Source organism: Paenibacillus sp. FSL F4-0243 (assembly GCF_037963295.1).
In the GTDB taxonomy this organism is placed as follows: Bacteria; Bacillota; Bacilli; order Paenibacillales; family Paenibacillaceae; genus Paenibacillus_AQ.
The window spans coordinates 6423995-6448782 of record NZ_CP150151.1; the positions used below are offsets into that span (position 1 = coordinate 6423995).

Here is a 24788-nt window from a genome sequence, read left to right on the forward strand (position 1 = left end):
TTAACTTTAGTTATCCTTCCGCTGATTCCTTCTTGGCTTCAGTAGCTTTGTTCCGTTTGAGTCGGCCGTTCGGAAGATGCCGGCTGCGAGTACCTGTCTTCATTGCGATGATGCTAAAGATGCTGGATGGCTTCGCCTCCGCAGTAACCGCTCCATCTGTCTCCGGTACCAGAATGATGCCGAGCTGATGATGGTCCCCGTCGTAGATCGGGCTCTGAAGGTATTTGCTCTCCCCTTCACGGTTCTGCACCTCCAGCTTGCAGAACGCTGGATTCATGCGCAGCGCCTCATGTAGCTGCGCGGCATCGGTCAACAGGACCCCGTTGACCTTCAGTAAAATCTCGCCGGGCAGGATGCCCAGCTCCTGCCCGGGACTGCCCGGCAGCACGGCCAGCACCTTGCGGCCGCGCGGTGGATGCACGAAGATGGGGCTGATGCTGCGCTCTTCCAGAGCGCTGTACCAGCTTAACCCTTCGTGCAGCGCCATCGCTGCGAGCGCCGCGAGCAGGGTCAGCGGGCTCCACCAAGCGGCAAGCAGGCTTAAGCCGAGCAGGACGATGCTGTACATCAGCAGCCGTCCTGAAGTGCGGGCCGCCTTGCGCCCGGGCAGCATGCCCTGCGTCATCTCGCTGAAGCCGATGATGACGGGCAAAGAGACAATGCCAAGCCCGCCGCCCAGCAGCGGCTGCCATGGCAGCTCCGTTCCTGCGCCCGAAGGGATCAGCAGGAACAGCGGCAGCGGCCAGAAAGCCTGCAGCTGATAGCCGCCGACAACCATGCCGCGCTTGCCCTTCAAGAAAAGGGGCGTCGCAAGCTTCGCCCCTTGCCAGCGGGCCAGCAGCGCCTCTGCCATGTGCAATAGCGCAGCTAGAACTAGCAAAGCGGGAATATCCATCTCCCGTATGGCTGTTGTAATATTCCCGACCGTTCCGCCATGTAAGGCATCCGGAAAGAAAGACAGTATAAATTGAATCACACCTAGCAGACCTATAGAATAAGCGAAGCACAAATACCGCACTCGCAATAGCGACAACAGAATACTAACTACCCAAATGCAGGCCACAGCTGTACCTGATAAGGATACCCCTAACAATATGGCTGCAATAGAAACTACTAGTCCCATCACCAGCCCGCTCCACACCGTTCGCCACGTTTCTTGACCCCAGCTATGTAACTTCACATGAATTAGCTTACGTTCTAATGCCACCTGCCGACGGTAATACAACGCAATAAATATAATAGCAATATAGTAATATGGCTGGATCAATAAGTGTAAGAACGCAGTGCCCAAGCTTCCTAACCATTCCTGAATCACATTCAAACTGTTCGTCACACTCCTTTTCTTCCGGTTAATGATAAGTTTATAACAAGCAGAGACGTCTTCGGCGTCCTTTAGAGACGACAAAAGATTCTGCTGCGCATTGAACTGTACCCTTCTGCCCTAAGTGTTTACCTTTTCTAATCTTAACAGAAAAAAAGAAGGCTGAATTCAGCCTTCTTACTTTTTCGACGCTGCCGCCTTAATTTCCTTCTGAATCTCAGCAATCCCTCTATTCCGTTGGTTGTCGTTGGCAGGGTCCTGGATCACTTTGATCAGTGCCACCTCCAGCGCCTCCGCAGTCTTGGCATCAATCATGCCTGTGACTTGAAGTTTCGCTTCACTCTGGAATTTCTTCACTGCATTCTTAGTGCCAGTATCGAAATAGCCATCTTTGCGACCAGGCTTGTAGCCTAAGCCATCCAGCATAGTCTGTGCACTCTTTACATCACCGTTGTTCATGTTATATTGCAGCGTCACGCTCTTGTTAATCGGAGCCACTGAGAAGTAATCCGGCTGCGCTACCGCGATATCCGGTTTAATTCCCTTGCCGTGGATCCATGTGCCGTCCGGTGTAAGCCATTTAGCAATGGTAACCTTCAGCAAGCTGCCATCTCCAAGCTGTTTGTCAAAGCTTGTCTGCACCGTGCCTTTACCAAATGAATTATCACCTATTAGCTTGGCTCCCGCTGACTGCTGCAAGGCACCCGCCAATATTTCCGAGGCGCTCGCGCTACCTTTATTCATTAGCACTACCACTGGATAAGCCTTGCTAGATCCCTTGGAGGTGCTAACTTCGCGTTTTTTATCTTTGTATTCTATTTGAACTATGTTTTTACCAGCTGGAATGAACTCTTCAGCCATCTCAATAACAATCGGGAGGACACCGCCTGGATCATTACGGACATCAATGACCAATCCCTTCATGCCTTGCTTCTCTAGCTTTCCAAGCTCTTCCTTGAATCGTTCTGCAGTATTTAGGGAGAACTGAGTGACCTCGATTACCCCTACACCGTCTTTTTCCATAGTTGAGTATACCGTCTCAAGCTTCACATCATCCCGAGTAAGAGCGAACTCTAGAGGCTCTACAGAGCCGGAACGTTGTATTTTCAAAGTAGCCTTACTGCCTTTAGGTCCGCGTATCTTCGCAACAGCAGCATTTAGATCCATGCCTTCTAGCGATTCTCCGTTAACGGACAAAATGACATCTTTAGCCTGAATTCCTGCTTTTTCAGCAGGTGAACCCTTGATTGGGGAGACCACGACTACTTTACCGTTATCCGAAGAGACTTCTGCACCGATACCTGAAAAGGAACCCTCAATGCTCTCTTCAAATTTCTCAGCAGTTTCTTTACCCATATAGTTGGAATAGGGATCGCCTAGCGCTTCCATCATACCGTTGACAGCACCATCTATCAGCTTCTCCCGATCTACCGTCTCGTAGTAATTGCTCTCAATCAAACTGAGCGCAGTCCCAAGCTTCTGGGATTCCTTCTGCTGTAGACCTGCAACCTGCAACGCAGAGGCTAATCCTTGTCCTGCAGCTTGTCCAAAGACATGAGTATAACCCGTCACGCCCAAGGTTACTAAACTACCGCATAGCAGGGCGGCGATAATCATAAACGCCGCGGTGCTTTTTTTTAACATGATGTTCCCACCGTCCCTTCTTGTCCATCTTGTAACCAACATCCTAAGTCCGTCCTGAAAGGTACGGTATCTCTTCCAGTATATGCCGTACAATCAAATAATATGAGTTATAAGTTCGTTAAAAATTAGAGATAAGGCATAGGATTTACAATCTTACCGTCAATCCGTACTTCGAAGTGAAGGTGGGGACCCGTTGAATTACCTGTGGAACCTGATTCAGCAACCACATCTCCGCGATTGACTTTATCCCCGGCACTAACTCTAAGACCGCCTTTACGTATATGTCCGTAGAGCGTCCAAACTCCGCCTCCATGATCAATAATTACACAATATCCATAGCCGCTCCACCATTCAGCCAAGATAACCGTTCCGGAATCCGCCGCATGAATATTGGTTCCTTGTGGAACCGCAAAATCGACGCCGGTGTGTACTTTCCCCTTCTCACCCGTGATTGGATGTGTCCGTGGTCCATAAGGGGATGAGATTCTTGCGGATCCTACAGGAAGTAGAAACGGTCCATCTCCACCTGAATATCCCGTATCACTAGAACTGGAGCTAGAACTACTGCTTCCCTTACTAGCTGCAGCTGCAGCTGCAGCCTTCTTGGCAGCCGCCGCAGCTCTACGAGCCGCTTCCGCCTTAGCCGCTGCTGCTCTGCGAGCGGCTTCCTCCGCCTTAATCTTATCCTTTTGCGTTTCCAGCGCAGAGCGTTCGCTTGCCAGTTTGACTAGCTTTTCATTCTGCTCTTCACTTAAATCATCACTTTCTTGAATTTGCTTATCATAGAATGCGATAAGCTCCTGTTTCTCAGCTTCTTTCTCCTTCAGCAAACTTCTCTGTTGTTCCAAAGAAGTATACAGCTGCTTGGCTTGGGCATATTGCCCTTCAAGCTCTTGTTTCTTCTCTATCACCGTCTGCTTGTCCAGCTTATGTTGAACTAACAGCTCCTGATCCTGATCCACAATCATCTTAAGTGAATCCGCGCGATCCAGAAAATCAGCAAAGCTTGTCGAGGAGAGCAAAACATCCAAGTAAGAAACCGCTCCATCGGTATACATTAATCGAACACGGGATCCTAAGACTTCCTCTCTAGAGGCGACTCGTGCTTCTGCTTTATCCAATTCCGTTGCCGTAACATTCAGAGATTGTTCTGTATCGGAAATTTGGGTAGAGATTTCGGTCATTTTGCCCTTAACTTGATCCACTTGCTGTAAGACATACTGCAGATTGAGATTCGTCTTATTCTTATAATGCTGTGCTTCCTGCGTTTGGGACGCCGCTTTCTCCTGCTGCGCCTTAGCTTCCTGCACCTCTTTTTGCAGCTGCTTTAGCTGCTTATCGATTTCGGCAACACTTGTTTTTTTGGCATATCCATCAGAGGGCTGGAATATAGTGACAGCTAGTAACATTACGGCTAGTCCGGCAGCAATCTTCTTCAACTTGCACTCCCCATCCTTCACTTTTTAATATTAAACTTTCAAGAACCTACGAATAGAAACCGTACTTCCCCAGACGCCGATCAGCACGCCTAGTCCAACTAGTACACCGACGACCAGCATCCAAATATTATCGAACGGAATTAGCTGCAATTGGAGCATAGGATCTCCCTGTACGGTTGATTCCAAAGTGCTGTAACCCAAATACAAGACAACGGAGGTAATGAGCGATCCGATCAGACCGATCAATGCCCCTTCTATAAAGAAAGGCCAGCGAATAAAATAATTTGTCGCGCCTACGAGCTTCATAATGCCAATCTCCTTACGACGAGCAAGTATCGTAACCCGAATCGTATTAGAGATGAGGAACATAGACATGAGCCCCAGACCTGCTACAAAAATAAAACCAATGTTTCTTACAGCGCGTGTTATTTTGAACAAGGTTTCTATCGAGCCCTTGCCATATTTTACTTTGTAAATGGGCTGATCAGTATGTGTCTTGTTGAGTGCTTCAATCTTCTCAGCCACAAATGATACTGTAGTAGGTTCGACAACTTCTACCTTAAGCGTATCTGGGAGAGGGTTATTGTCTTCATCGAACCCTTCCAGAAGCTCAGCCGCGTCCTCACCCATATCTGCACGGAGATCTTTAAGTCCTTGATCCTTGGAGATGAACGTAATCTTGCTGACCTCCGGCATATTGCCAATTTCAGTCTGCAAAGTCTCACGCAACTTCTGATCTACATTTAGTGCCAAATGCACATTAATCTGTACCTGGCTGTCTGCCTCATCCGCTACAGCATTCACATTAAGAACAAGAAGAATAAATACACCTAGAACAAAAAGAGAGACGACGATGGAAGTGATCGAAGCAATCGACATCCAGCCATTACGGAATACGCTTTTGAAGCCTTCCCGCAAGTGTCGCAAGAAGGTCTTAAAACTCATAGCCATATTCCCCTCTCGCTTGGTCTCTCACAATGTTTCCGTTCTCTATCGCAAGCACCCGCTTGCGCATTTTATTCACGATATCTCTATTATGGGTAGCCATTACAATTGTTGTTCCACGAAAATTAATTTCATCCAGCAGCTGCATAATGCCCCATGAAGTCTCAGGGTCCAAGTTACCTGTAGGCTCGTCCGCAATAATAACAGATGGGTTATTAACGATAGCCCGAGCAATTGCAATACGCTGCTGTTCTCCACCTGAGAGCTGTGAGGGCTCACGATTTGCTTTATTTTTGAGTCCAACCAGATCGAGAACTTCATTCACACGTTTCTTGATGACCTTCTTCGGGGCTTCAATAACTTCCATGGCAAAAGCAATATTCTCATACGCTGTCATCCTTGGTAATAACCGAAAGTCTTGAAACACAACGCCGATATTACGACGCACATATGGGATTTTACGTTGTTTAAGCTTCCCTATGTTAAAGCCTCCCACAGAAATTTGACCTTTAGTTGGCACTTCTTCTCTATAAATCAATTTCATAAAAGTAGATTTACCCGCGCCGGATGGACCGACAACATACACAAATTCATTGCGGTCAATTTTTACTGAAACTCCTTGCAGTGCGTGAGTTCCGTTAGGGTACGTCTTCCATACATCTTGCATTTCAATCATTTTCTCACTTCCCAATTATGACATTTTCCACTTGTGTGAATCGACAGGGTACAGCTTAAGTTTCCATAAACTTCAATATTTCCGCAATGTATCTATTGTAACAAATCTGTAACCGATTGAGTACCCCGTAACTGCCCCACTATTCGAAAGTTTTGTAATGTCTGTACATATACATATAAAAAGCACCTAATGTGCCGCTTGCAGAAGCCATCCAGGAAGGAGATTATTCATGAAAAAAATCCATCTTACCCTCATAATAGTCATTGCACTCATTCTTATCGGCTCATTAATCTATGGGGGACTTCAACTATATGGCCATAAAAACACGCTTCCAAAAGGTACAACCCTTGCCGGATGGGAGGTGGGCGGGCTGAATATCTCAGAGGTACGTTCCGAACTAGAGAAAAAGCTACAGGCCCTTGAATCTATCCCCCTTGTGTTGCAGGTCGAAGGGAATTCTGAGCTTACCCTCAAGCTTAAACAAGCTGGAATGGCCTATGAAGCCACTGCTTTTGAGCAAGGTCTACAAGATCTTACGGAAGGGCGGCTATGGGATCGTGTAAAATCCCGCTACAGCTTCCCCCAGAATTGGAGTCTTGAAGCCCATCTGGATATTGCTCAATTACAGACCATCCTAAGTCCCGCTTGGGAGAGAGAATCCTTCGGAGATCCAGTAGATGCTACGCGGCGAATTACCGGGGATGATCGTGTAGTATATACGCCTGAGAAGACTTCCCTTGAGGTGGACTGGACAGGAATGGTGACCTCACTATGGGCCGCTGCCCCCACCCGTTTTAGTCGTCTACTCTCGCTGCAAGAGAAGGGGATTACTTTGGAAGTTCCATTAACCATATTACAACCGGACATCACTCTAAACGCTCTAAAGGAGCAAGGCATTGAGCGAAAAATCATGCAATTCAGCACCTCTCTCGGAGCAAGTGGACCTGGACGAATCTACAACGTCGAATCAGCAGCCAAAGCTGTGAACGGAACCGTGCTCCCACCTGGAGCCGTTTTTGACTATGGCAAAGCTATTGAAAAAGCAAAAATAGATTACGGCTTCCGCGAAGCGCCAGTCATTGTGAACGGTAAGCTACAAGCCGGCGTCGGCGGCGGAATCTGCCAAGTTTCCAGTACGCTGTACAATGCCGCTTTGCGCACCGGACTGGAGATTGTGGAGCGCCGCAATCACTCCTTGCCGGTCAACTATCTACCCAAAGGCCAGGATGCCACCTTTGCTGAAGGCTATATCAACTTCCGTTTTCGCAATACGACTGGCAAATATCTAGTCATTAAAGCGGCTGTGCAAGGTCGATCACTAACGATCAAGCTCTTCGGTACTTTTCCGAAAAATGTTACATATAAGGTCCACTCACAAATCGTAGAGGTGCTGCCTCCAGTCGACAAGTACGTAAACGACCCTTCCCTCCCCCGTGGAGGCTCACGCATTATACAAAATGGGAAGACCGGATATGTTGTTGAGACTTACAGCACCCGAATTGTTGACGGTAAATCCACTGAGGTAAAGAAATTATCCCGTGACGTGTATTACGCACAAAAACGATTAATCGCCATCAATCGTGGAGGCGTAAGCAAATCTGTTATTCCAGAAGCACCTAGAAAGCAGTTGGTAGAGGATGGCGTTCGAAGTGAATAGATTACCTACAAAAAACGGTCAGAACCTCGTGAGGTTCTGACCGTTTTTGCTTGTGCATCTATTTTACCTGTAGATGACCTTTCTCGCCTTTAAAATTTACGATTCGGGGGTACATTAGAAATAGACCTATAATCAGAAAGGATGAATACCATGTCAACAGCTCTTGTAAATGATCTCTCTAATATTGTCCGCAGTGCACCTGCTATTTTTGCCTCACGTACTTGCAGAGAAGCCCTTCGCGTAATGTTCCAGCATCCAGAATCTAAATGTATCGTCGTCTGTAACGCCACGAATGAGCCGCTTGGATTGTTAATGAGCGAACGATTCTTTTTAAAAGCCACAGGAAGATCAGGGGTAGATCTGTTCTACAGAGAACCTGCCATGAAGCTTATGAACAAAACTCCACTTATCTATGATATCTCCACTCCACTTGAAGCTGTATTAGCTAATGCTATGAGCCGCCCAGATCCTATGAAGAATGATTGTGTCATTATTACCCGTAAAGGCAAATTCGCAGGTGTTGTTTATATCTCTGACCTGAAGCGCAGTTAATTCATAGCCCCTACCATCATCTTTCCTCTAACACCTTCCTCTTTCCTCAGAAAAGAATATCCGGTGACGTGTCGATTCTCCAGTATCCCTCCACTTTCTTCAGCTTCACATACACCGACTCACTGCTTTCCTGCGCATCTGGATAAGGAACGGTCAGTTCAAATTCAGCAGTTGTCGCAGTTTTAGAGAGCATGCGGGCGGTGGCTTTTTCATACATTAATAAATTGCCCACATCTGCATTAACCTGCGACATTCTTCCGTTATACTCCAAAAATTGAGTCTGCACATAATATGCCGCTGCATTGTGAGTGTAGGCTTTTTTTATGTAATTCATCAGCTTCGTCTTTGTGCCAATGTCACTGGAAAGATAACGGTACTCCTGCGCTTTATAGGTGAAGGTTTCTATCGGGAAGATGTTTCCGCCTCGATTACTATAGAAATAAAGAGCTCTTGCATGGACTACGAGCGGTATGATGCTCTTCACCGTCAAATTATTGATGGTAGCAGGGCCCTCTTTCCCAGGCGCAGACACAGCCACCTTCTTGACTGCCGTACTTCCTGCTGACGGTGAAGCTGCCATAGCTCCCCCACTTACTGAGATCAGGCCTATGGAAAGGGCCAACGAACCAATCATCCACTTTTTGTTCATTCGGAATTCCTCCTTTTTTATCTGAAAAATACAGGCGATAGCCACTGTTCCAGCTTATGCACCCCGCAAGCTAAAATACCCAATAAACAGAGGAATGAAAACGCATTTATATTTTATAGTAACGAAAAAAATCCACCCTCCTGATTTACAGGAAAAGTGGAGTCGTGAAATAGTGTTATTACAACGGTTAGAGATCTAATTCGAAGAAGGAGTAACAACCTCATAATAAGCTGTGAACGCTACGTTAGCTGTCAAGATACTTTCAGGACTATCCTTAGATCGCTCTTCATAGGACTGTTGGAAATTAAACGAGTCAATATTCACGATACGCGGCAGCTTCTGCAACTCCTCCATCCATTGTCGTATCCCCGTATACGTACCTTCTATGACTGCGGTCATTTTGATCTGTTTGACGGTAGGGAACAATACTTCTGCTGACCCTGTCATTTGCTGAATCGGATTAGCCTCATCCAAAATAAAGCTGACATCCTTTAAGCGTGCCTGTGAGGACATCCCAACCGCTCGTAGATCATCAATCAAGCCTTCGCTGTCATCGCCTTTCGGGAGCGCTGCCAGAAGTTCCTGTTGTTCGGAATCTAAAGAAGTAGCGCTGCTTTTTAGTTCATTAATTTTAGTTTGAAGAATCTCTGCTTCTTTTTCCAGCTGTCTGATCTCGGCGTTCTGTGCAGATATTTCTTTATTTGTCGGTTGAACACCCAGCATATAAAAGGCAAACAGCATCAAGAACAAAATCAATACACCCAGTACGATTGGAGAGCGATACTTATTGAACTGTTCCATCGCTGTTCACCTCCTCTTGGCTTGCATCCGTTCCATTTGTCTGTTGATTATTTGCTAATAAGTTTACTTTATAAATGGCTGTATACATATTTAAGGAAGTGGCTGCATTCGTTGGCCCCGCACTCTGATCCACAGTTCCTTCGTTCAGCTTCGAAATAGAAGCATCCACTGTAAAGGACATCTGACGCAGTTGTCTTAAATAATTAGAGGCATCTACCATAGTAGGTACATTTACAGTCAGGTCAATCGATGTCAGGTAGGTGTAGTTAATGTCACGGAGCAGAGAACCCGGTGGCAACCCTTCGACTAATTCATCTAGTATGGGAACAGCAATCACCTTATTGTTCTGAATCTCTGCGATTGCCGTCTTCCGATCTAACTGCCCAGGTCCACTGTTTTTAAGCTTCCCAAGCTCTACCTGCAGCATTAAACTGCGATCCTGCAAGCCTTGCAGCTCCTCTTTACCATTAGAGATTTGACCCTTATTAGCCGAAAAATAAATCCCCGTCCCAATCGTTCCCACCAGCCAGATCGCCACAAGACCCATGGTCACATAGGGGAATAATAACGTCTCCCGATCTTCTCTTGGCAGTAGGTCAATCGTGTCTACGCTGATCGTGCTTTTTAGAGCTGTCCCGGCCGCTACTCGGTAATCATTTAACTCAAGATCAGATACAGCATCTTTACCCATCTGGTCTAGGCTTATCGGTGTAATGTCGAGTTCTGCCAGCGACTGCTGAAGCTCTAGATCTAGCTGTTTACGAATGGAAGGGACACCTGTTATAACTAAGTTTTTGATACGAGTCGAGCCATCGTGCAAGCTATATTGGTAGAAGCTGAGCATCCGCGAGATTTCCGCAGTAATCTCCACCATTTGCTCCGGTGATAATTGCTCTTCCACAGCAACTGCTGTTTCTGCCAAAACTTCACTGTCTGCCATAAACTCCAATGCCGTAACATTTCTATCCTTGTGCAAATCAAGCAAGTTAATCGTACGAATGAACACCGGATTACCATTTCTGAACATATAAACGTCCATGACGGATGGCTCTAGATTAATCAGCATCGTTTCCGCAAAGCTTTCCCCATGTCCAGTTGCTATACTTCGCGCCAAGGCGGTAGCCGAAATTTCAACACTGCTTATTCGAAGACCCGCACGCTCCAAAATCTCTACATAATCCTGTATCGATTTCCGCGGAGCGGCAAATACGAGTAAATGACTATGCTCCTCATCCACTTCGAGCGTTACATAGTCGTAAACAGGATTTTCAAATGGCAAATGCAGCCCCGTCTCCACTTCGAGCTTTACGAGCTGTTCAACCTGCTTATCGTTGGTACTTGGGATACTCATTTTGCGGATAATGATCTGCGAAGGTGGAATCGACAAGGAAACCTTGCTGCCCCTTAACCCTTCCTTCCTCACCCACTGCCTGACCCGGTCATAAAGCGCCTCGCTATCCGCCACCTGATTCTCAATGATCATGCCTGGAAGGAGCGGGAGATATCGTTTTTTGCGGACTTCCCATGACTGTTTATTCTTAAAACTAATATAACGGATTCCGGTAGCTTCAATTGAAAGCCCGGCCACTTTAGGGCCTAATCCAAGCATATGTCGATGTCCTCCTATCCGATGAGCGAGAGATACGCGCCAATGATGTCTGAACCATATCCGTAACTAATTAAAGCACCTATTGCTAACCACGGACCAAAGGGAACCGGTTGTTTGCGTTTGATGATTCCGAGCAGCATTAGCAGTCCTCCGACCACGCTCCCAAGCAGACAAGACATCAGAAAAGTCAAAATAACATTCGGAAATCCAATCACCAAGCCCAGCAGCGCAAATAACTTCACATCTCCAGCTCCCATTCCACCTAACAGAACAAAGGGGATAAGAACCCCTCCCCCAAGTAAAGCTCCCAGCAAGTGATGCCATAACGGCCCCTCTGGAAAGAGCAATACAAGAATGAGCAGGATCGGCAAAAAGAACAGCAACACCTTGTTCGGAATCAGCATGTACTTCAAATCTGCAACCGTCACAATAACCGCCAGACTCACCAGAATGAATCCGAGAATCCCCTTCCCCGTCAGCCCAAATTGCAAGTACACCCATAGAAAAAGCAAACCGGTCGCCGCTTCTCCTAGCGGGTATAAAGCCGACACCCTTGTACCGCAATAACGACACTTGCCACCTGACAGCATGTAGCTTATCACCGGAAACAAATCCCGCCCCTTTAGCCGCGTATTGCAGTTCGGGCAATGTGACGGTGGATTAACCAAGGATTCCTTAGCTGGCACCCGCAGTGCCACTACGTTATAGAAGGAGCCTAGAGTCAGGCCAAGTAATGTGATGTAACTTGCGATGAATATCGTCATGGATGTCCTCTATTAACTTCTGGATTTTAAAAAAGGAATCGGGAAGTCCGATTCCAAGATGGAAAATATATTCTATGGATAGAAATAATTCTTATTTTTTAGCGCTTAAGACACTGACAGCTGGGAATTTTTTTAGATCCGGTGTTGTATTAGTTCCAACGTCTAACGTAACAGCGTCACCATTTGAAGTTGTAGTATCCACCAACTGACCTGTAGTAGTACTAAAATTAACAGTTCCCTTAATAATCTCAGCTTTGGTACTAGGAAGATAAATTTTATCTAAATAACCTTTAGTTATGATATCTTCAACTTTTACCGATCCTGCAGTCTTAAAATCCCCATTATTCTCACCCATTACATATAACCTAGCAGCATCATAGACTTGACGAGCCGTTGCCACATCAGAATCCTTTTTTGCACCGGAAATTACATTTCCAATCAAAGGTATAGCAATAACCGCAATAATTCCCAAAATAACGATAACCGCCAATAACTCGATCAGCGTAAACCCCTTTTGGCTTTCTTCTTTACTCAATCTTTTCTTAATGGCTTGTGCTAACATTTTTTTTCCCCCTCTAAGTGGTATGTGATGGTACAGCCTATATCTTTTATTTCCATGAATCCCGCTACAGTACTGATCCTACCATGTCTAACGCTAGCAAAGGATCTGCAACCCTGCCCCGCCTCCCCAGCGTCACCCCTCTCAATATCTTCAAGGAACCGCAAGGTTCACATATTGCCATACAGACTGAACATCGGCAGCATAATAGCGGCCACAATCACACCTACAACACCTGCTAGGAAAGCAATCAACAATGGTTCAAGCAGTGACTTCAAACGATCAACGGTATTTTCTACGTCCATCTCATAAAAATCAGCAACCTTAGATAACATCGTATCGAGTGCTCCCGTCTCTTCACCAATCGCAATCATCTGTGTTACAAGCGGTGGGAAAACCCAGGCTTTTTTCAGAGGTTCGGATAGTGGATTTCCTTGTCTCAACGAGTCTCCTGCACTACGGATAAATCCCCCAATGACCTTATTTCCTGCTACCTCTTCTACAATCACCAAGGATTGCAGGATCGGAACTGAACTGGCATATAGAGATGAAAAAGTACGCGTAAACTGAGCAATCGAGCCTTTTTGATTCAACTTGCCGAACACCGGAATTTTCAGCTTGGCATAATCAAGTGCGTAAGCACCCTTTTCTGTTCGTTTTGTAATCTGAAAAACTATCACTAGGAGGAGAACTCCGAGTATCCAGAAATACCATTGACCTTGAATGCTTTTACTAAGTGCCAATACCATCTTTGTAATCGCCGGAAGCTCTGCATTCATCGATTCGAACATCGTTACAAACTGTGGAACTATCGCCCAGAGAAGATATACAACCGCTCCAATCGCCATAACCCCGACAGTAATCGGGTAAGTGAGCGCAGATTTGATTTTCTCCGTCGTGGAATGCTGCTTCTCAAAAAACATGGCCAGTCTGTCGAGCGTCCCCTCAAGATCACCGGATTCCTCTCCGGCACGGATCATGCTGACGAATAGCTGCGGGAAGATTTTTTTATGATCCTGAACAGCTTGTGAGAACGAGATCCCGCGCATCAGGCTTGAATTCACTTCCACAAGTGCTTTACGGAGCGGTTTGCTCTCAGTCTGCTCGGCCAAAATACGTGTTGCATCCACAATCGACACCCCAGCACGCATTAGCGTGGCAAACTGCCTGCAATAAATGATGAAATGAAGCGGTTTGACCGGATTACCGATATAAATATCCATCGAGAGAATCGTTGTTTTGCGTTCGATCAGCGAGAATACCGTAAGGCCCCGCTTGCGTAGCTCCTCCATTGCCGTAGGCTTATCTGTTGCGGTTAGCTTTCCTTTAATGGACTTGCCTGCGGTTGTCTTTACTTGATATTCAAAAAGAGGCATCAGCTACTCACCTCCGCCATAAACGACTTAGCTGCTGCTGGTTCAATTAAACCCTGGGATAAATAGTCGCGGATACTCATGTCCAACGTATGCATGCCTTGCGAGCGTCCCGTTTGCATCACATTTTTAATTTGATGTGTCTTTTCGGTACGAATGAGGTTAGCTACGGCAGGTGTATTCACTAAGATCTCTGTTGCACATATCCGCCCACGTCCCCCTGCTCTTGCAAACAACCGCTGACTAACAACTGCCAGTAATACTGAGGCTAGCTGTGAACGGATCTGCCCCTGCTGATGACCCGGAAAAGCGTCAATAATTCGATCAATTGTCTGTGGTGCGTCTGTTGTATGTAAGGTTGCCATCACAAGATGACCTGTCTCCGCGGCAGTAACTGCTGCTGTAATGGTCTCCAGATCCCGCATCTCTCCAACGAGAATAACATCCGGATCCTGACGTAACGCGGCACGTAGTCCGCTCGCAAAGCTAGCTGTGTCGCTGCCCACTTCACGTTGATCCACTAGACAGGTTCCATGACTATGCAGAAATTCTATAGGATCTTCAAGTGTCACAATATGCTTGCTTTCGGTCTTGTTAATGTAATTCAGCATAGCTGCTAACGTAGAGGATTTACCGCTGCCCGTAGGCCCTGTAACTAGAATCAAACCTTGTGGTTTGAGTGACAAAGTAGACAAAATCGGAGGCATCGACAGCTGTTCTAGACTCGGAATCTCTGCAGGAATGGCCCGGGCAGCGATACTAGTCTCACCCCGCTGACGATAGACATTCACCCGAAATCTTACGCCGCCACCCAGCGGATAAGAGAAATCCACCTCACCTGCATTCCGAAACGCTACGTTTCGTTCACTGCCAAGCAGCGCTTCTGCCATTTCTGCAGCTTCATCAGCTGTTACTGGTGCACCCTCAAGTGGGTGAAGCGTTCCATCCATACGTATCACCGGAGGCGAGCCTACAGAGATATGTAAGTCGGAAGCTTTGGAGGAGTAAGCCGTCTGCAAAAGCTGTCTAATATCCCGCGTATACGTTGGCATCGGCTGCTCCCCCTATTTTTAAAATGAAAAGAACCTAATAGACCCTAATGTGAGACCGTCTCGCGCATTACTTCTTGAAGCGTTGTAATCCCTTGACTAACTTTGAGTAAGCCATCATCCATCAGTTGAACAAGTCCACGCGCCTTACCTGCGACACGCATTTCCTCTACAGAAGCAGTGTTTGTAATAAGCTGCCGCAAATGATCGTCAATGCTGAGTACCTCATGAATCGCTATTCGACCACGATAACCAGAACTGCTACAGCTACCGCAACCTCGACCACGATGTAGTTCATCCGCTGGCAACCCTAAGCTACGTAGCATAATCGCTTCCTGCTCAGACGGTTTGTAGGTTTCTTTGCAGTCGGTGCAGATTTTGCGAACGAGCCGCTGCGCTACCACACCAATTAATGAGGAGGCAATTAAATAAGGCTCTACTCCCATATCTCGCAATCGAGAGACGGAGCTAATCGCATCGTTTGTATGTAAAGTAGACAACACTAGATGACCCGTTAATGAGGCGCGAACCGCAATTTCAGCAGTTTCTGCATCGCGTATCTCACCGACCATTACAATATTCGGATCTTGTCGGAGAATCGAACGTAATCCCGCCGCAAAGGTTAACCCAATAGCCGAGTTTACGTGTACCTGGTTTACACCCTCAAGCTGGTATTCCACTGGATCTTCAACCGTGATAATATTTGCACTTTCTACATTGAGTTGATTCAGCGCTGAATATAAAGTCGTTGTTTTTCCACTACCTGTAGGTCCAGTGATTAGTAGAATTCCATAAGGACGAGCGATCATTTCCTTAAAAGCTTCCGCATTCCCCTCACTGAATCCCAGAGCATCTACAGATTTGACACCTGTGCTTAAGTCTAGCAACCGCAGTACAATTTTCTCTCCGTGCATCGTAGGTAATGAGGACACACGAATATCTACCATTTTGTAATCAAACTGCATTTTGATTCGGCCGTCTTGTGGCAAACGCCGTTCTGCGATATTCAGTCGGGCCATTATTTTCAGACGAGCGGTGATAAAGCCCTGCATCTGCTTAGGAATAATCCGCTCTGTTCGTAAGGTTCCGTCAATACGGTAGCGGATCGTTAGATTATTCTCACCTGGATCCATATGTATATCAGATGCCCGCAGAGCAACAGCCTGCTGAATCATCTGATTGACCAAACGAACAATTGGAGAGTCCTCGTCTGTAATCTCCGTTTCTTCTATTTCTTCCTGTGTCGGAAGCTCTACTAGCATCTGATTCATAGAATCACGCATGCCATAATGACGTGCAATCGCCCGCTGCAGCTCATCCCTAGTGGAAATAGCGGGTTCGATCCGGAATCCTGTACTCATTCGTAAATCTTCTATCGCAAAATAATCCAGCGGATCGGCCATCGCAACCATCAGCTTACCGCCTTCTTTTAAGAAGGGAAGTACTTGATAACGCTTAGCCATACTTTCAGGAATAATCTGCGTGATCGCAGGATCAATCTGGTATTTAAATAAACTGACATGCGGAATGCCGAGCTGGAATTCAAGCACTTCTATCAGCTGCTGCTCCGTGATATAGCCTTGAGAGATTAGCAGATCGCCAAGCTTACGCTTGCTTTTACGCTGTTCCGCAAGTGCTTCAAGCAGCTGTTCCTGCGAAATAATATTATTTTCTACCAGCAAATCTCCAAGTCTCTTTTTGGCGATGGCCATGTCCGTTCAGCTCCGTATGCCGTTATTGGTTATACTTTTGCACTGACCTGAATAATGGATAATACTAGAAATAACCAAAGATGAATTACCAGTTCTATTTCTGCAAAATATGAAAATTATTTTTTCCATAATTACGGATTCATCAATTTTGTCAAACTAGCGTATTTTCAATAGAATTGGGACTTTAGTAATAAATTTATAGGTATATTTCAATAGATTTATGTTGTCTATCAATGCTAAATGTCCTAGAATGTATATAACATAGATTGGATAATTTTACAACAAATTCAGCTGAGAAAGCTGTCGGAATCTAGCATATACAACATACAATTCGACCATATCTACCAATAGTTAACAATCAGGGAGAGATGACCATGAAATTTGCCAGTAACAAACGGATCTATCTTTTTACAGTAACGATCTTGCTTCTCCTTCTGCTTGTTCTGCCACTCAAAAACCACTTCACGAATGTAGAAGCTAGTTCAAATGATTACCAAATACGGATGCTTGAAATTACGGATAGTGGAAGCAGCGAGTTAACATCTCTAAAAGCAGGATTATCTAACTTCACAGTGGATACCATGAGTATGAAGCGCTTTGTGGCGCTGCGGGATGATTTGGATGGAAGATATGATGCGATTTATATTGGGAAGGGGACCTATAGCCCAACACAAGTGAGTAATCAGCAACCCGCCTCAGAAGAAAATCGAGCAAGGGCACTGGATACCAAGAGCGTAAAGAATGATATCACTCAGCTTAAAGCGGATGAAATTACGAAGGAGTTTATCAATAAGGGTCTTTATGTAATTTTTCATAGCCAGCCCTTTATAGACAAGAGCAATAGACCACAGCCAGAACAAGGCATTCTGTACCAAGCTTTTAACAGTTACCGTACTTCCTCCTCTAACCCAAAGGTTAAATTCGTTGATGATACTGGACTTTCGAATATTTTCGCCGACTTAAAAAAACAAAATTCTACTTACATAAACGACTTCAAAAAACGCCCCCGTCTGCAAATTACAAACAGAATTCCTAACTACGATTCTAATACAGCTAATAGCCATATCTATGTTCCTGGAGAAAAGCTTTCTTTTAACTTTAATCTCACAGCCACTCCACAACAAAGCGCTCCGCTGTCCGTCAAGCTGTATATTGGCCTCGATAAATCTATCAAAATGGGAGACAAACAGCTCGTTGCTGAAACTGAGATTAGTGCCTCCAGTGGGAGTATAGAATATACTTTGCCAAAAACGTACTCTGGATTACTGTACTGGAAGCTAGAGGTCAATGATTATCACAATACGCAACTAAAAGACTTCGACAGCGGCGTCATTCGTTACCGTGGCGAGAAGACCATCGTAAATATTCTTCAAGTCATGCCTGATACTTTAACGGAAAGCAATCTCACATATGCTAACAATATGGATCAGTCATTTTTGGATAAGCCTGATTACAAGCTCGATATTAAGTACAAAACAATGAAGGAATTCAACGAATATGTAAATGCTCAATATAATTCATCAAACAAACAAAGCTACGGACTTAACGGTACCTACGACATGCTCATCTTTGGTTTTGTTGACGAATACTACAAGAAATCTAATTTAAACACTAATGCGATCAACGCCATAAAACAATTTACTGATACCTTCAAACAGAGCATTCTGTTCACACATGATACTGTAATCAATCTAGATTCTGGGAAAAAGGATTGGGTCAATAATTTCAAAAGCATCACAGACCAAATGGATCCTGAAACCAACTTAGGTCATAATGCTATCAACCTATCTACCAAGGTAAAACCAGTGAATGACGGACTTCTGATGCAATACCCTTTTTATCTGAGTAAGAGAGATGAAAATAACAAGCAAATCGATATCATTCAACCACAAATTGCACCCACACATAACCAGTACTTTACTCTTAATCTAGAAGACTCTGAGGTAGTCTCCTGGTATAACATTGAGAGCATGCCTGAAGGCACCAAAATTAAGCCGAATGGAGAATACAATCAATACCAACGTGATATCGAAGATAGCTGGAATCAATATTACACATACTCCAAGGGTAATATAACGTACTCAGGTACCGGTCACTTTTTTGGAGTTTCGGATATCCCGAGCAATCTAAAGAAATTCCCTGAATGGGAGCAAAAGCTATTCGTTAATACTATGTATCGAGCTTTTATCGGTGCCAATCATGCTCCTGAGATTACTGTGCATACGCCAACTAATGAATCAATCATTCCTTCTTATCAAAATACAATACTTGTAGACTATTCCGTTACTGACTTGGACTTTAATGATCGTGACCTGACAACCGAAGTCCGATTCAAATCGGGAGGCAATTACATCTCCAATATTGAAATAAGCAGAACAAACATCAAATCTGGACAAAAAATGTATAGAGAGGTTAACAACCCGCTTCCAGAAGGGGGCATACTCGACATCGAAATTAAAGCTTGGGACCCAAGTGGTGCGCTCTCAAGCAAAACAATCAGAGTAAATGTCCAAAAAGTGGAACCTAACTTGAGCGTAACACGATCACTTCCCAAAAATGATGCAACAGGGGACCATGCAACTGGGATCGTGAAAAAAGGAGAACCGCTCAAGATAAGCTACTCTATTACTCCAAAGAGAATACCTTTTGATAAAATAAGCACGGCCAACCAAAGCTCTACCACACAGGTTATATCAGATATTGTATTTGCCGAGACGCTTCCACCTAACCTAGAGATCGTTAAAGAAGAACTCCCTGCCGGCATGGTTGTCACAGGGAATGTTACGAGCGGGTATACACTGACACATAATCTAAATAATATTACTTATTCATTAAAAACAGAGAACGGAGCTAAGGTCTATAAACCAGAGCCTGAGCAACCTATAACGTTCCAAATCACAGTTAAACCGATCAGGACCCAAACCTACATCTTAAATAATTCCAAACTTAGTTATGTCGATATCCACGCGATATCACCACTAGCAATTACAAATCAATATAACTCTTTTGCCCTTCAGGGCACTTCACTTAATGGAGGAAGTATTATGGGACCAATTGCTTCGGGGGAGACAATCAACTTTAACAACGCTGGTATTGATGTAAATAGCCAATATAAAAATGCAGTACCCTATGGTGTAGTCTCAGGCGGAGATGTTCATCTCCCAGAAGGTACGGTATATGGAAACATACTAGTTAAGGGCGCAGTCAGAGATCAAAGAAATGGCTCTATTCAAAATGGTACCATCTCATACGGTGAACTGATCAATTTCAGTAAGCAAGAAAGCTATCTCCGTGGACTCTCTGATGCCATCGCTAAACTAGTTCCTAATACTTCATCAAATGCAGATGAAAATTCAGGAACATTCACTGTGTCAGGGAACTCACCAATCAATATTGTTAAAATCACTGCATCAAAGTTAAGTAAGCTTACGAGTTCAAACCTTACTGTACCGCAAGGATCAACTATAATTGTTAATGTTATAGATGACGGTACAGAAAAGCCATTCCTTCGTTTCCCTCTTGGAAGTGACGGAACTCGTGTAATATTTAATTTCCAAGGCTCTAAACCTATACGGATTTCACAAGCCAATGTATACGGAACCATTCTAGCACCAAGATCTGCTATAAACTTTGATGGAGGACAAGTATATGGGACAATCATAAGCGCATCAATGACTATGAGAAGTGCGACTTTATTCCATTTTCCGTTTGCGGGCAATTTACCAGCGGAAATCTATCCATTAGCTGTTCCAGTCCCAACAGTCCCATCACCACCTACTGTTGCGCGTACTACGCTTTCATTTGAGAACTTAACCTTTACAGCTGACTATTGGATTACGTCTCTGGAATTGCATGACAAAACAATTTATTTAGATGAGAGCCACCGTCTAATCCCAATCGTTACGCCTTCTGATTTAAGTAATTCTGCATTCTCTTGGACAACAGATAACGCATCTACTGTGTCTGTAGATCCTAGCAGCGGTGATATTGTGGGCTTAGCCGTTGGAACTGCTAAAATTACTGTGAGGGCTGAGGGCAACAGCAGTGCTTCAGCTACAGCAACTATAACTGTAAAAGACAAACGAAGTGATCGTTCATTAATAATTGATGGAGCTGACTCAGGTAGAGTAAATAAGGATATTCCCTTTAGTGGAGTCTATTCACAAGGAAATCTTAACAATCAAGAATCTGCAATTTCACAGTATGCCTGGACCGTCACTAAAGTTGATACCGGAGACATTGTTGCTAATGCAATGACAATCGACCCAAAGTATTCGAATGATCCTAGCAAGCAGATTTTCAGTGTTCCACAATCAGGAATCTACGAAGTAAGCCTTACGGTTACTTCTAGTAATCGTGATTCAATCACTGCGACGAAGCGAATCACAATCACTAACCCACTAGTTGATCTGTCGATTACGGGTCCAACGACGGTTGTGGTAGGGGGACAGATTGATTTAGAAGCAACAATTAGGACTCCTTCCAATGCAGATGAATCAACGCTAACCTGGGATTTTGTACAAGATATTGATCGCAATTTGGCTACTCTCACGCCTTCTGCGGATGGTTTTAAAGTTACGGTAAAGGCTGGGAATACCGCTAGAGCAGGTGTGGAAATTAAGGTCTACTCCGGTAACATTAGTACAACACATACTATTAACATCGTTGATCTGACAGGATTAAGCTTCAGGGATGAGTTCATTACTATTGAGGTAGGTCATCATTTTCAGCTAACCGATATTTTATGGGCATTCCCAACCTCCATCTCGATCGGCCAGATCAAAGATAACTTAAATTGGGACAGTGACAATTCTGCAATCGCCAGTGTCGATAATGGAGCCAAAAAGGATACCCGTGGAACTGTTACAGGTGTCAAAAAGGGATCAGCCACCATTACAGTGACCTATGATTCTGGTATTCCCGGTAAAGCAGCAATAACTGCTACAATTATAGTCAAAGTAACGGACTCTACTAATAGTGGTGATCGATACTAAAATAAGGAACCCTTAAGCATTCGCTTAAGGGTTCCTTATTATCTTGTCAGCACAGCTTAATGACTTACAAGCTCCAAAGGTCCAACCGTTACATTGACCTGCTGTACACGCGGGAGACTGGACTGCTGATGCGTAAAAACATCCTTGTTATATTGGATTTGAAAGCGATGACCCATTTGATATCGTTCTGATTCTTGATCCTCGAAGCCCTCCGCTGGAGTTAAAGGTTCCTTCACTTCACCAAGCGCAGCATTTACAGTTAAATCCTTTTTAGCGAAGAAGCCTCCATTCAGCCAAAAGATTGACCCTACTCCGTAAAGATCAGCATTACTATCCGTGTAAAAAAAAGCTTTCATATAAAACTCGTCCTGTTTAGATGCCTCAGGCGGATTACTAAAAGCATCAATTCGGTTAATGAGTACATTCCCTTGAGAAATTAGAACCAATTCCTTGGCACCAAGACCTTGAATGACAGCATCCTCTACTGTAGTTGTCCCTAACACAAACATAGTGGAATTGAATTTCACTTGACCTCTAATCGTAACATTCCCTGTAACCAGAATATTAGCTTGAATATTCAGAAAGTTAGAACGCTCTGAGTTATAGTTGTTTATCTCCAGATTACCATTCACAATGAGCCATTTCGGTTTGCCAGAAGAGGTACCCATCTTGGCTTCATCACTAAACGTCAATTGCTTGTATTCGATTCCATCAATGAGCAAATCACTATTATAGATTGCGGACTCCGTCCGATTAAGCAAAAGTTTATTCTGATACTCCCTTACCTTCATCTCGTAATCAGCTATTGCAAGATTGTAAGCATCTGTTTGTTCTTTTGTTGGATTGCTTTCTAATGTAGGTTTAATAAAAGGTGGATTAGCATCCGGTAATCTTTCCAAGAAGTTACCCAGGCTGCCGTTTTCAATAGCCCGCATAATTTCAGCCTTTGATCCTACCAAGCCTGTCGCTTCCACCACTTTATCTGCGAACGATTCCTGCACATTAATCTGAATGAACTTTTTCTGCGATTTGAAGAACACTTGGTCTTTAGTAATTCCCAGAATACTCGGAAGAATGGTTGAAGCATTAGTTTTATTTACTGCCGCATTTACTACTCCGTTCCCCGAATACTCTATCCTTTCTAGCGACTGTACATGCACTTCAGGCAGAGGTTCCGTAGATGCAGCGCTAGTGCGATTTTTCTCTACTCTCGGGTATTGAGTCTGTTTATACAGCCAATCTAGTCCCTTATATTTATAGTTAGCTATATCACTAATAACTAGCTTCTCACCCGCATAAATATTCCCATGAATTGCGGGTGCTCCGTTTAGCGTCAAAGTTCCCTCCGAACCAAAAGCATACTTCAGAAAATCAGGATAGGTATCAATAACAACTTGTTGTTTTAATTGTCTTGTCACACCATTCACGGTGGCTTCGGCAGCTATATTAATATAATATTTTTGCCCATCTTTTTTCTCATAGGCAATACTCTTGATCGTTCCACCTGCCCCTGATAAATCTGTGCTTACATCATAACTATCCACAACCATTTTGTTTTTGATCTCTAAGACAATATCTTTAATCTCATCTTCCATATGATCAGGATCAATATCCTTCCGACCATCCAGCTTCGTCTGTATATATGCAGCCGTTTCATCCAAGCCTTTCTGCGCTAAGTGTAAGCTTTGTACATCATTCTCTCTTGTCTCCGTTCGCTGTGCACCACCCACCGTTGCCCCAAGTACAGCTAGTCCAAGTATGGTAAGTAGAAGAGCAACAAACATAACCAGTACCAGAGCCGACCCTCTTTCATTAGGTTTTCTCATCTCTTCTACTCCTCCTAGAATCCGAATGTACTTTTTAATTCTAATGGGTAATCTTTTCCCGCATAGCTCTGTACCAGAGATAAATCTATCGAAATCAGACCACTTTTACACGGAACGGCGTTCTGACACTCTAAAATAATTTTGGATCCTTCTGCTAACTTGGAATGAATTGTAGTTCTTTCGTCCTCTGGAGGATTAATTACATCGGGGTTAGCTATCGTAAGAACTCCATTGGCAATCTGAATTCGCGACTTCATACCGTCTTGCCGTTCTAATGTAATGTAGCTATCCGTCTCTTCGCCATTTTGGGTGATCGCCGAGGTAACTTTCTCGGGTGCAAATGTATATAACTCCGTAATAATGGATGACATCAACAAATCGCCTTCATCCCGTAGAGAGTTTTCAATTGATATTTTATGATAGCTGCGTAAGCCTAACATCGTGATCCCTGAAATAATTCCAGCAGCCACCGTAAATAATGATAACGCCACAATCAACTCTACTAATGAAAAGCCACCTTCTCTGCGGAAAAGCTTAACGAATTTTCTCATCAGTAATATATCCCTCCACAACAGATTGGGTCTGAGGTCCATTAGAAGAATCCACTCTGCTGACTTTTACCAATACCGGCAATAGATATGCTGCCATATCCTTTTTATCCAAATCACTTAAAATTTCTTTATGTAACTCACGCTGGTACTCAATATCGATTCGATAGTTCACCCCATTAATTGAAGGGTTTAAAACCTGATTTAAGATGGTAGTATCTTCAACGAGTTGTCTATAGTCGTCACATTCCACAGAATCGTCTGCATCGATAACCTTTTGACATTTGGATGCTTCTAGCGAATTGTTCTCTTCTGATTTAAAGTATTCCTTCATCTTGTCAAAATCCTGCTTCTCCACATAAAACAGCGCGTTTCGCGCCAGATTGACCATAATCGTCTTGTTTTGGTTCGATTTAGAGTAACTCATGGCGTTTGTAAAGTAAGACGTAAGTACCAGTGAAACTATCGATAAGATCACAATAGCGGCCAGCACTTCGATCAATGTAAATCCTTTTTCCTGCTTTAGGCCTGATTTCATCCTACTTTCTTCCTCCCGCCTACGAGAATGCTTTCATATTTGCACGTTTTTTCCTTAATTTTCTACTTCCATTATATTCTCTCATATCCAGCTACAGCAATCCTCAAAACCCTTATAATTCAGATATTTCTA

At 44.3% G+C, this 24788-nt stretch carries 19 protein-coding genes; 3 read left to right on the plus strand and 16 right to left on the minus strand.

Annotated features, from left to right (window positions below):
• Nucleotides 1-10 precede the first annotated feature (10 nt).
• The 5 genes from NSS87_RS28540 to ftsE form a co-directional block, all read right to left on the minus strand.
• Nucleotides 11-1321 carry a PDZ domain-containing protein gene (locus tag NSS87_RS28540; protein WP_339243706.1) on the minus strand — a complete coding sequence of 437 codons (1311 nt, stop codon included), beginning with the start codon at nt 1319-1321 and terminating at the stop codon, nt 11-13.
• Nucleotides 1322-1498: 177 nt separating this feature from the next.
• Nucleotides 1499-2965 (minus strand): S41 family peptidase, encoded by a 1467-nt coding sequence (locus NSS87_RS28545; RefSeq protein ID WP_042192313.1) that lies wholly within the window; start codon nt 2963-2965, stop codon nt 1499-1501.
• Nucleotides 2966-3090: 125 nt separating this feature from the next.
• Nucleotides 3091-4404: a peptidoglycan DD-metalloendopeptidase family protein gene (locus NSS87_RS28550; protein WP_339243708.1), complete on the minus strand. Its 1314-nt coding sequence runs from the start codon at nt 4402-4404 to the stop codon at nt 3091-3093.
• A 30-nt stretch (nt 4405-4434) separates the two neighbouring features.
• The gene (gene ftsX / locus NSS87_RS28555) at nt 4435-5349 is read right to left on the minus strand and encodes a permease-like cell division protein FtsX (RefSeq protein WP_042192317.1); all 915 of its coding nucleotides are present in this window, start codon (nt 5347-5349) and stop codon (nt 4435-4437) included.
• Nucleotides 5339-6025: a cell division ATP-binding protein FtsE gene (gene ftsE, locus NSS87_RS28560; protein WP_042192319.1), complete on the minus strand. Its 687-nt coding sequence runs from the start codon at nt 6023-6025 to the stop codon at nt 5339-5341. The genes ftsX and ftsE overlap by 11 nt, the downstream gene beginning before the upstream one ends.
• Before the next feature lie 229 nt (nt 6026-6254).
• Between ftsE and NSS87_RS28565 the strand changes: the two genes are divergently transcribed.
• A complete protein-coding gene (locus NSS87_RS28565) occupies nt 6255-7682 on the plus strand; it encodes a VanW family protein (RefSeq protein WP_339243711.1) in 1428 nt (475 codons plus the stop codon).
• Nucleotides 7683-7832: 150 nt separating this feature from the next.
• Nucleotides 7833-8234 carry a hypothetical protein gene (locus tag NSS87_RS28570; RefSeq protein ID WP_042192323.1) on the plus strand — a complete coding sequence of 134 codons (402 nt, stop codon included), beginning with the start codon at nt 7833-7835 and terminating at the stop codon, nt 8232-8234.
• 46 nt (nt 8235-8280) lie between these two features.
• Here NSS87_RS28570 and NSS87_RS28575 read toward each other — a convergent pair whose 3' ends face one another.
• From NSS87_RS28575 to NSS87_RS28610, 8 genes are all read right to left on the minus strand, one after another.
• Nucleotides 8281-8883 (minus strand): DL-endopeptidase inhibitor IseA family protein, encoded by a 603-nt coding sequence (locus tag NSS87_RS28575; protein ID WP_339243713.1) that lies wholly within the window; start codon nt 8881-8883, stop codon nt 8281-8283.
• Nucleotides 8884-9078: 195 nt separating this feature from the next.
• Complete coding sequence (gene pilO, locus NSS87_RS28580) at nt 9079-9684, minus strand: type 4a pilus biogenesis protein PilO (RefSeq protein ID WP_339243715.1); 606 nt, start codon at nt 9682-9684, stop codon at nt 9079-9081.
• Nucleotides 9668-11293: a pilus assembly protein PilM gene (pilM, locus tag NSS87_RS28585; RefSeq protein ID WP_339243716.1), complete on the minus strand. Its 1626-nt coding sequence runs from the start codon at nt 11291-11293 to the stop codon at nt 9668-9670. Before pilM ends, pilO begins: the two co-directional genes overlap by 17 nt.
• 14 nt (nt 11294-11307) lie before the next feature.
• Nucleotides 11308-12057 (minus strand): prepilin peptidase, encoded by a 750-nt coding sequence (locus NSS87_RS28590; protein WP_339243718.1) that lies wholly within the window; start codon nt 12055-12057, stop codon nt 11308-11310.
• 91 nt (nt 12058-12148) lie between these two features.
• Nucleotides 12149-12619, minus strand: a complete 471-nt coding sequence (locus NSS87_RS28595; RefSeq protein WP_339243720.1) for a type II secretion system protein — start codon at nt 12617-12619, stop codon at nt 12149-12151.
• 167 nt (nt 12620-12786) lie between these two features.
• Nucleotides 12787-13992, minus strand: coding sequence for a type II secretion system F family protein (locus NSS87_RS28600; protein WP_339243722.1), 1206 nt, complete (start codon nt 13990-13992; stop codon nt 12787-12789).
• Nucleotides 13992-15041 (minus strand): type IV pilus twitching motility protein PilT, encoded by a 1050-nt coding sequence (locus tag NSS87_RS28605; RefSeq protein WP_339243723.1) that lies wholly within the window; start codon nt 15039-15041, stop codon nt 13992-13994. The genes NSS87_RS28600 and NSS87_RS28605 overlap by 1 nt, the downstream gene beginning before the upstream one ends.
• A gap of 44 nt (nt 15042-15085) precedes the next feature.
• Nucleotides 15086-16750, minus strand: coding sequence for an ATPase, T2SS/T4P/T4SS family (locus NSS87_RS28610; protein WP_149645302.1), 1665 nt, complete (start codon nt 16748-16750; stop codon nt 15086-15088).
• 374 nt (nt 16751-17124) lie between these two features.
• On the opposite strand from NSS87_RS28610, the gene NSS87_RS28615 reads away from it, so the two are divergent.
• Nucleotides 17125-21744: a DUF5057 domain-containing protein gene (locus NSS87_RS28615; protein ID WP_339243724.1), complete on the plus strand. Its 4620-nt coding sequence runs from the start codon at nt 17125-17127 to the stop codon at nt 21742-21744.
• Between the two features lie 56 nt (nt 21745-21800).
• Here the strand turns inward: NSS87_RS28615 and NSS87_RS28620 are convergent, their stop codons facing one another.
• The 3 genes from NSS87_RS28620 to NSS87_RS28630 are packed head-to-tail and all read right to left on the minus strand — an operon-like array spanning nt 21801 to nt 24656.
• Nucleotides 21801-23570: a hypothetical protein gene (locus tag NSS87_RS28620; protein WP_339243726.1), complete on the minus strand. Its 1770-nt coding sequence runs from the start codon at nt 23568-23570 to the stop codon at nt 21801-21803.
• 14 nt (nt 23571-23584) lie between these two features.
• Nucleotides 23585-24121: a prepilin-type N-terminal cleavage/methylation domain-containing protein gene (locus NSS87_RS28625; RefSeq protein ID WP_339243728.1), complete on the minus strand. Its 537-nt coding sequence runs from the start codon at nt 24119-24121 to the stop codon at nt 23585-23587.
• Nucleotides 24105-24656 carry a type II secretion system protein gene (locus tag NSS87_RS28630; RefSeq protein WP_339243729.1) on the minus strand — a complete coding sequence of 184 codons (552 nt, stop codon included), beginning with the start codon at nt 24654-24656 and terminating at the stop codon, nt 24105-24107. Before NSS87_RS28630 ends, NSS87_RS28625 begins: the two co-directional genes overlap by 17 nt.
• Nucleotides 24657-24788: the final 132 nt, after the last annotated feature.